This is a genomic window from Vibrio sp. Isolate22 (assembly GCF_022398115.1).
Lineage (GTDB): Bacteria > Pseudomonadota > Gammaproteobacteria > Enterobacterales > Vibrionaceae > Vibrio.
Map to the genome: position 1 here is coordinate 1 of NZ_JAKEUW010000109.1, position 5946 is coordinate 5946.

At 45.0% G+C, this 5946-nt stretch carries 4 protein-coding genes and 3 pseudogenes; 4 read left to right on the forward strand and 3 right to left on the reverse strand.

The genetic code is table 11. The annotated features are described in order from the left end of the window. Positions 1–168, reverse strand: a 168-nt coding sequence (locus tag L1D55_RS26575) for a transposase (RefSeq protein ID WP_200905027.1), incomplete at its 3' end; no start/stop codon positions are given. 63 nt (positions 169–231) lie between these two features. Here L1D55_RS26575 and L1D55_RS26580 point away from each other — a divergent pair. The 4 genes and pseudogenes from L1D55_RS26580 to L1D55_RS26595 all read left to right on the forward strand — a co-directional run. After that, positions 232–933 (forward strand): annotated as a pseudogene (locus L1D55_RS26580) (SDR family oxidoreductase). Between the two features lie 26 nt (positions 934–959). Continuing rightward, a pseudogene (locus L1D55_RS26585) lies at positions 960–2059 on the forward strand (acetyl-CoA C-acetyltransferase). Positions 2060–2191: 132 nt separating this feature from the next. Next, the gene (locus L1D55_RS26590) at positions 2192–2539 is read left to right on the forward strand and encodes a phasin family protein (protein ID WP_239919450.1); all 348 of its coding nucleotides are present in this window, start codon (positions 2192–2194) and stop codon (positions 2537–2539) included. Between the two features lie 75 nt (positions 2540–2614). Next, positions 2615–3577, forward strand: a pseudogene (locus L1D55_RS26595) (class I poly(R)-hydroxyalkanoic acid synthase); the annotation flags it as partial. Between the two features lie 40 nt (positions 3578–3617). Here L1D55_RS26595 and L1D55_RS26600 read toward each other — a convergent pair. Further along, positions 3618–5152 (reverse strand): IS3 family transposase gene (locus tag L1D55_RS26600; RefSeq protein WP_239919451.1). Its coding sequence is split into 2 segments (ribosomal slippage): positions 3618–4684 and positions 4684–5152, totalling 1536 coding nucleotides; the frame shifts between segments, so codons are not numbered across the junction. A 624-nt stretch (positions 5153–5776) separates the two neighbouring features. After that, positions 5777–5946, reverse strand: a 170-nt coding sequence (locus L1D55_RS26605; protein WP_239919452.1) for an ATP-binding protein, incomplete at its 5' end; no start/stop codon positions are given.

The following is a 5946-nucleotide window of genomic DNA, read 5'->3' on the forward strand; positions in this document are numbered from 1 at the left end:
CGTGATAGCTAAATCACTGAACCGACGCGGCCTCCCGCGCTTATTCTGTTTGCTTTGCGCCCACCCGCTTATTGCTTCTTCATCAATCCAAAAGGTCAGAGAACCACGGTTAATGAGTGATTGGTTGTATTGCTTCCAGTTGGTTGTTTTGTAACGAGGCTTAGGCATAGGACTACGAGAGAGAGTGGAGGTAGCTGATCAGATCGTAGGTTCTGGATTTAGTTCCATTGAATTACGCAACAAAGCCCATCTAAGTTGGTCGCTGACGGATATCGTGTAATTGCAACGTACTTTACCGGAAACTACCAGTGTGCATTGGATTGGTTCAACGAGAAACAATTTAATGAAGATCAAGTGAGATTGTTTGAATTGGATGTCACCAGCACAGAAGAGTGCGCATTGAGCTTGAGCAAGTTGTTAGAGGAAGAGGGAACCGTTGATGTTCTCGTTAATAACGCTGGCATTACACGTGATAGCGTATTCAAAAAGATGAACGCCGAAGCGTGGAAAGAGGTTATCGAAACGAACTTAAACAGTTTGTTCAACGTTACTCAACCGCTGTTCGCACCTATGTGTGAGAAAGGAAACTGCCGCGTCATCAATATCTCTTCAGTGAATGGCCTTAAAGGGCAATTCGGACAAACCAATTACTCGGCGGCTTAAGCGGGAATGATTGGTTTCTCGAAAGCCTTAGCTGCAGAAGGCGCTCGCAGTGGCGTAACAGTGAACGTGATTGCCCCTGGTTACACCGCAACGCCAATGGTTGAACAAATGAAGCCTGAAGTACTGGATTCAATTAAGAACCAAATCCCAATGAAACGTTTAGCAACACCAGTGGAAATTGCCGAAACGGTTGGATTCCTAGCAAGCGATTCAGGTGCGTATATTACGGGCGAGACTTTGTCTGTAAATGGCGGCTTGTACATGCACTAATTGGCGAAACTGACAGGAATTGAACGATGGAAAAAGTATTTATTGTTGCAGCGAAACGTACACCAATTGGTTCATTTACGGGTTCATTGAAAAACGTTAGTGCGGGTGAGTTGGCTGGCGTAGCAATTAAAGGTGCTCTGGATTCAGTAGCTCTTCCCCTAGATGTCATTGATGAAGTGATCGTAGGTAACGTGATCTCAGCAGGGCAAGGTATGGGCGTTGCACGTCAGGCTTCAATCTACGCAGGGCTACCTGAAGAGACTCCAGCTTACGGCGTTAATATGATCTGCGGTAGTGGTATGAAATCAGTCATGGCGCTGCAGCTCATATTAAAGCGCAAGATGCAGAAATCGTTGTTGCTGCGGGCGTGGAAGTGATGTCTCAAATCCCGTTCGTGGTTCCGCCAAGTATTCGCAACGGACACAAGATGGGCGACATTTCGATGAAAGATCTGCTTGTTGGCGATGGTCTGACGGATGCGTTCAATCATTATCACATGGGTGTGACAGCAGAGAACATGAATATCTCGCGTCTTGCTCAAGACAACTATGCGCTAGAAAGCCAACAAAAAGCGGTAGCTGCGATTGAAACGGGTAAGTTTGACGAACAAATTGTGCCTGTTGAAGTGAAACAGCGCAGACAGACCGTCACCTTTGATACCGATGAATATCCTAAAGCGGATGCAACGTTCGAGGGTTTACAAAAGCTGCGTCCAGCCTTCGACCGTGAAGGTACGGTCACTGCGGGCAACGCTTCGGGTATTAATGACGGCGCGAGCGCAATCATATTGGCATCAGAGAGTGCTGTAACAAAATACGGCCTGACACCACTGGTCGAGCTTACAAGCTATGCACAGTCTGGATTAGACCCAAAGATCATGCGCTTAGGTCCAGTAGAGGCAGTGTCTAAAGCGTTAGATAAAGCTGATTTAACACTCGAACAAGTTGATCTATTTGAATTAAACGAAGCGTTTGCGCTTGGGCATCCACTGGGCGCATCGGGCAATCGAATCATTGTTTCACTTATCCACGAAATGCTTGGGCAAGAGAGCACTTATGGTGTTGCTTCACTTTGCGCGGGTGGGGGAATGGGAACCGCGGTTCTGCTGAAGAGTATTGAAGGCTAACCCCGGACGTATCATTGGCAAACTAAACAATTTATCGCGGCAGTCTACAAGGGGCGTTAGTGAGTAGTAGTGCCTTGGCTGAAACGATACAAGTACGAATTTACTAAACTATGTATTCATCAGGAGTTACTTATGTACACGGATATTTTCAAAACAATTACTGACCAAACTGAAAAGCAATTTGAACCGTACTTTAAGTTCAACAAGTTAGTTGCAAAGAACGTTCAAACCATGACGGAATTGCAAATGAATGCGATGCAGACTTATACGGACATGGGGCTTGCTCAAATGAAAGCGGTAATTGAAATTAAAGATGTGAACAGCCTTACTGCATTCAACAGCCAGCAGCTAGCAGCATTAACTCAACTTTCTCAACAGATGATGAGTGACAGCGCAAAGCTGCAAGCGGCAGCGAAAGAATTCAAAGAAGATGTTGAAATACTAACAACTGAAAACTTGAAAACAGTTACACCTGCATAAATTCAATCGCCATCGAGTTAGCGCAGTGTTTACTGTGAGGCTCGGTGGCGATTTTCCGATTATTGGAGTCATGTTATGTTTCAACACTTCTTTTCGGACTACCTTGTTAAATTTCAACAAACAAACCAGCAATGGTGGGACAACTTTGAACAAAACAAGGAAGCCGCGCAATCTCCCCTAAACCAAGCGATGCAAGAATTGAATTTTGATGATGCATCGAAAATCTTCGAGCAAACCGCTAACCAACCCGCTGCACTCCTTCAGTTACAATCCCAATGGTGGGAGCAACAACTTAAGATCTGGCAAAACGCTGCATTGATGGGTAACACAGAAAGTGTAATTACTGAAGATCGCAGTGATAAACGTTTTATTGATGAAGCGTGGAAAAACGACCCCTTTTATAGCTTTATCAAGCAATCCTATTTGTTGTTTAGTAAAAGCTATATCGACACCATAAACTCAATTGACGGCATTGATGAGAAAACCAAAGAGCGTGTTGCGTTCTTTTCACGTCAAGCGATCAACGCACTTTCTCCAAGCAACTTTATTGCGACAAACCCAGAGCTGATGAAATTGACGCTTGAGCGAAATGGTGAAAACCTGATCGATGGTCTTGAGCAATTGCAGGCTGATGTTGAAGCAAGCGCTGATATCCTCAAGATTCGTATGACCAACAATAATGCTTTCCGGTTGGGAGTCGATGTTGCTAATACGGAAGGGGACGTTGTTTTTCAAAATGAATTGTTTGAACTGATTCAATACTACCCGAAAACACCTCAGGTCAATGTTACGCCATTTCTGATCGTACCGCCGTTTATCAATAAGTATTACATTCTCGATCTTCGTGAGAAGAACTCTATGGTTCGCTGGTTGCTTGAACAAGGGCATAGTGTGTTCATGATGTCTTGGCGCAATCCTGGTGAAGCACAGAAAGAGGTAGAATTTGGTGACTATGTGACTGAAGGTGTCGCGAAAGCTGTGACCGCAATTGAAGACATTACCGGCAAAGAGCAGATCAACGCTGCGGGTTACTGTATTGCGGTGTTTTTCAAGGTAGTTGTCATCATTTGCTTGCTTATTAAGCAGCTTCTCTTTCTGGATTTAAGTGAACGTCACCAACAGGTTCACAGTTTCTGATATCACCTGGCCAGCGTTCAGGGTTTAGCTCTTTTTCAGCGAGTAAGACCTCCGCTCGGCGCTTCAAGACCTCTTTATCTTTTCCATTGTGACGCTCTGAAGGCGTGACGTAATTCAGCTTATTGTGCTTGTGCTCGGTGTTGTACCAGCGTACGAAGGCTTCAACCCAACTCCGACTACTGTCGATTGTTTCAAAGCCCTTTGTTGGCCAGCTTGGTATGTACTTTACCGCGCGGAACAATGACTCAACGTACGGGTTATCATCACTGACTCTTGGGCGACTATACGATGAAGTAATACCTAACTCTTCCATCTTAGCTTTGAACGTCAACGACTTCATCGGCGCACCATTATCTGAGTGAAGAACCAGAGCTTGATTGAAGCACTGCTCTCGCATCAACGTCCGTTGCAGAAGCTGTGACGCCAGCTCACCGCACTCTCGCTCATATACTTCATAACCCACGATTTTTCGGCTGTAGATGTCTTCGATGACATACAGGTAATAGTGCTGACCTCGAACCTTTGAAGGTAAGTAAGTGATATCCCATGTGTAGACTTGATTCGAGCTTGTCGCCGTATAACTTGTTGGCTTCGCTTGCTTCTGTCTGCTCCGCTGACGGCCTCGTTTGTGAAGTTGCCCCTGTGCTGCCAGTACTCGATAATAACTCGATTCAGAGGCGATATACTCACCTCTATCGAGCAGTGTCGGGACGATTTGAGTCGGAGGTAAGCTTGCGAACTCAGAGCAGTTACACACCTTGACAATCGCATCACGCTCTTCCTGCGACAGCTTGTTAGCAGGCTCAGGTCTGAGGCATATTGGCCTTTTGTCAGCTTGAACTTCACCTTGCTGATACCAGCGACGATACGTTCTCAAGTCGATTTGAACTTCATGACAAGCTGGCTCTAAACGACATCCGCATTGCTTCGCTTCAAGGATAAGAGTCACTATGGTCTGCCTTTCATCGGTTGAGGTTAGTCGTCCTCTGGCTCTTCCCCGTAAAAGGCTCTCAGCTTTTTTCTTAGTACCAAGAGGGCGGCCGTTTCAGCGAGTGCTTTTTCTTTGAGTCGTAAATCTTTCTTCAACTCTTTGATTTCAAGTTTGTCAGCTTTAGCCTGTTTTTTAGCTTGGGCTTCACTCTCTTTGTTCGGCATGACTCCTTGAACAAACTCATTCCGCCAAGTCTGTACTTGCTCAGGGTACAAGCCCTTCTCTCGACAATATTGACTGAGTTCATTTTCGGTCATCGAGTAAGTCTCAGCAACAATGGCGAGTTTAGTTTGAGCAGACCACTGCTCTGATGAAGTGTTGCTATTTGGCACGGCGGCTCCTGAACCTCTGAGTTGCTGCCGCCAATGATACAGGGTCGCGGTGCTAATTCCTTCCTCTTCCGATACTTCTTTCACTGACATCGAATAGGGAGGCAACAGCTTCTTCAATATAGCTTCTTTTCTTTCTACTGAGATACGAGACACAATTACTCTTTATCGCCCAAGCTGGTTAAATTTTAACAGTGACAACTACCCTGCCAGATAGGGATTGTTCTGGTCATATTCCCTCTTACTTCCGATTATTAAGAAAAGATACAAGATTAGACAATCTTTCCTCCCAATGAATAAGCCTAGTTTGAGCATCTCTGGCTCTACTTGGGGAGCTCGATTTAAGTTCTAGTGAAAGTTGACCAATCGTTCGATTGACCAAATTTTGATAGTCATTAAGCTCTTGATTCGATCGTTTATCGAGACTTTTTTTCTTTATAAACTGACATGTATTTTCCTCTTAAGAGTCGTTAGATCCTTTACTAGCTAAGTTTCCCTCTACATGCGCATCAAGGAAAACCCTTGCCTCATCAGCTTTCTGCTCAACTTTCGCTTGTGCTTTTGCGTTCAAATGCTTCAACAAGTTACCAACCAGAGGGACATCCCCTTTTATGCTCTGTGACTCTTTGTGTTAGGGGTGTGACTCAAAAATTTGCTTTTGTGGCTTCAATCATACCCCTAAATAAAAGCCCTTGAGCCGATGCGTATTTCGGTGATTGCGAACGCTTGTTTCGGTTTATTCCGAACACCTGAACCAGCACTTTTTCTCTTTCCCTATTTTTACTCTAAGTGTTCGGATTGCGCCAGTTTTCTCATTGATTCACCTCCCAGTTCTATTCGATGACTATTGTGAACTAGACGATCCATTAGAGCGTCAGCGACAGTAGCGTTGCCGATCATGTTGTACCACTCTTTTACTGGTAACTGGCTGATGACGATTGTGCTGCTGT

Bases quoted from the DNA above. Each gene is read 5' to 3' on its own strand.
- L1D55_RS26590 (WP_239919450.1), top strand. From the start codon at position 2,192: ATGTACACGGATATTTTCAAAACAATTACTGACCAAACTGAAAAGCAA.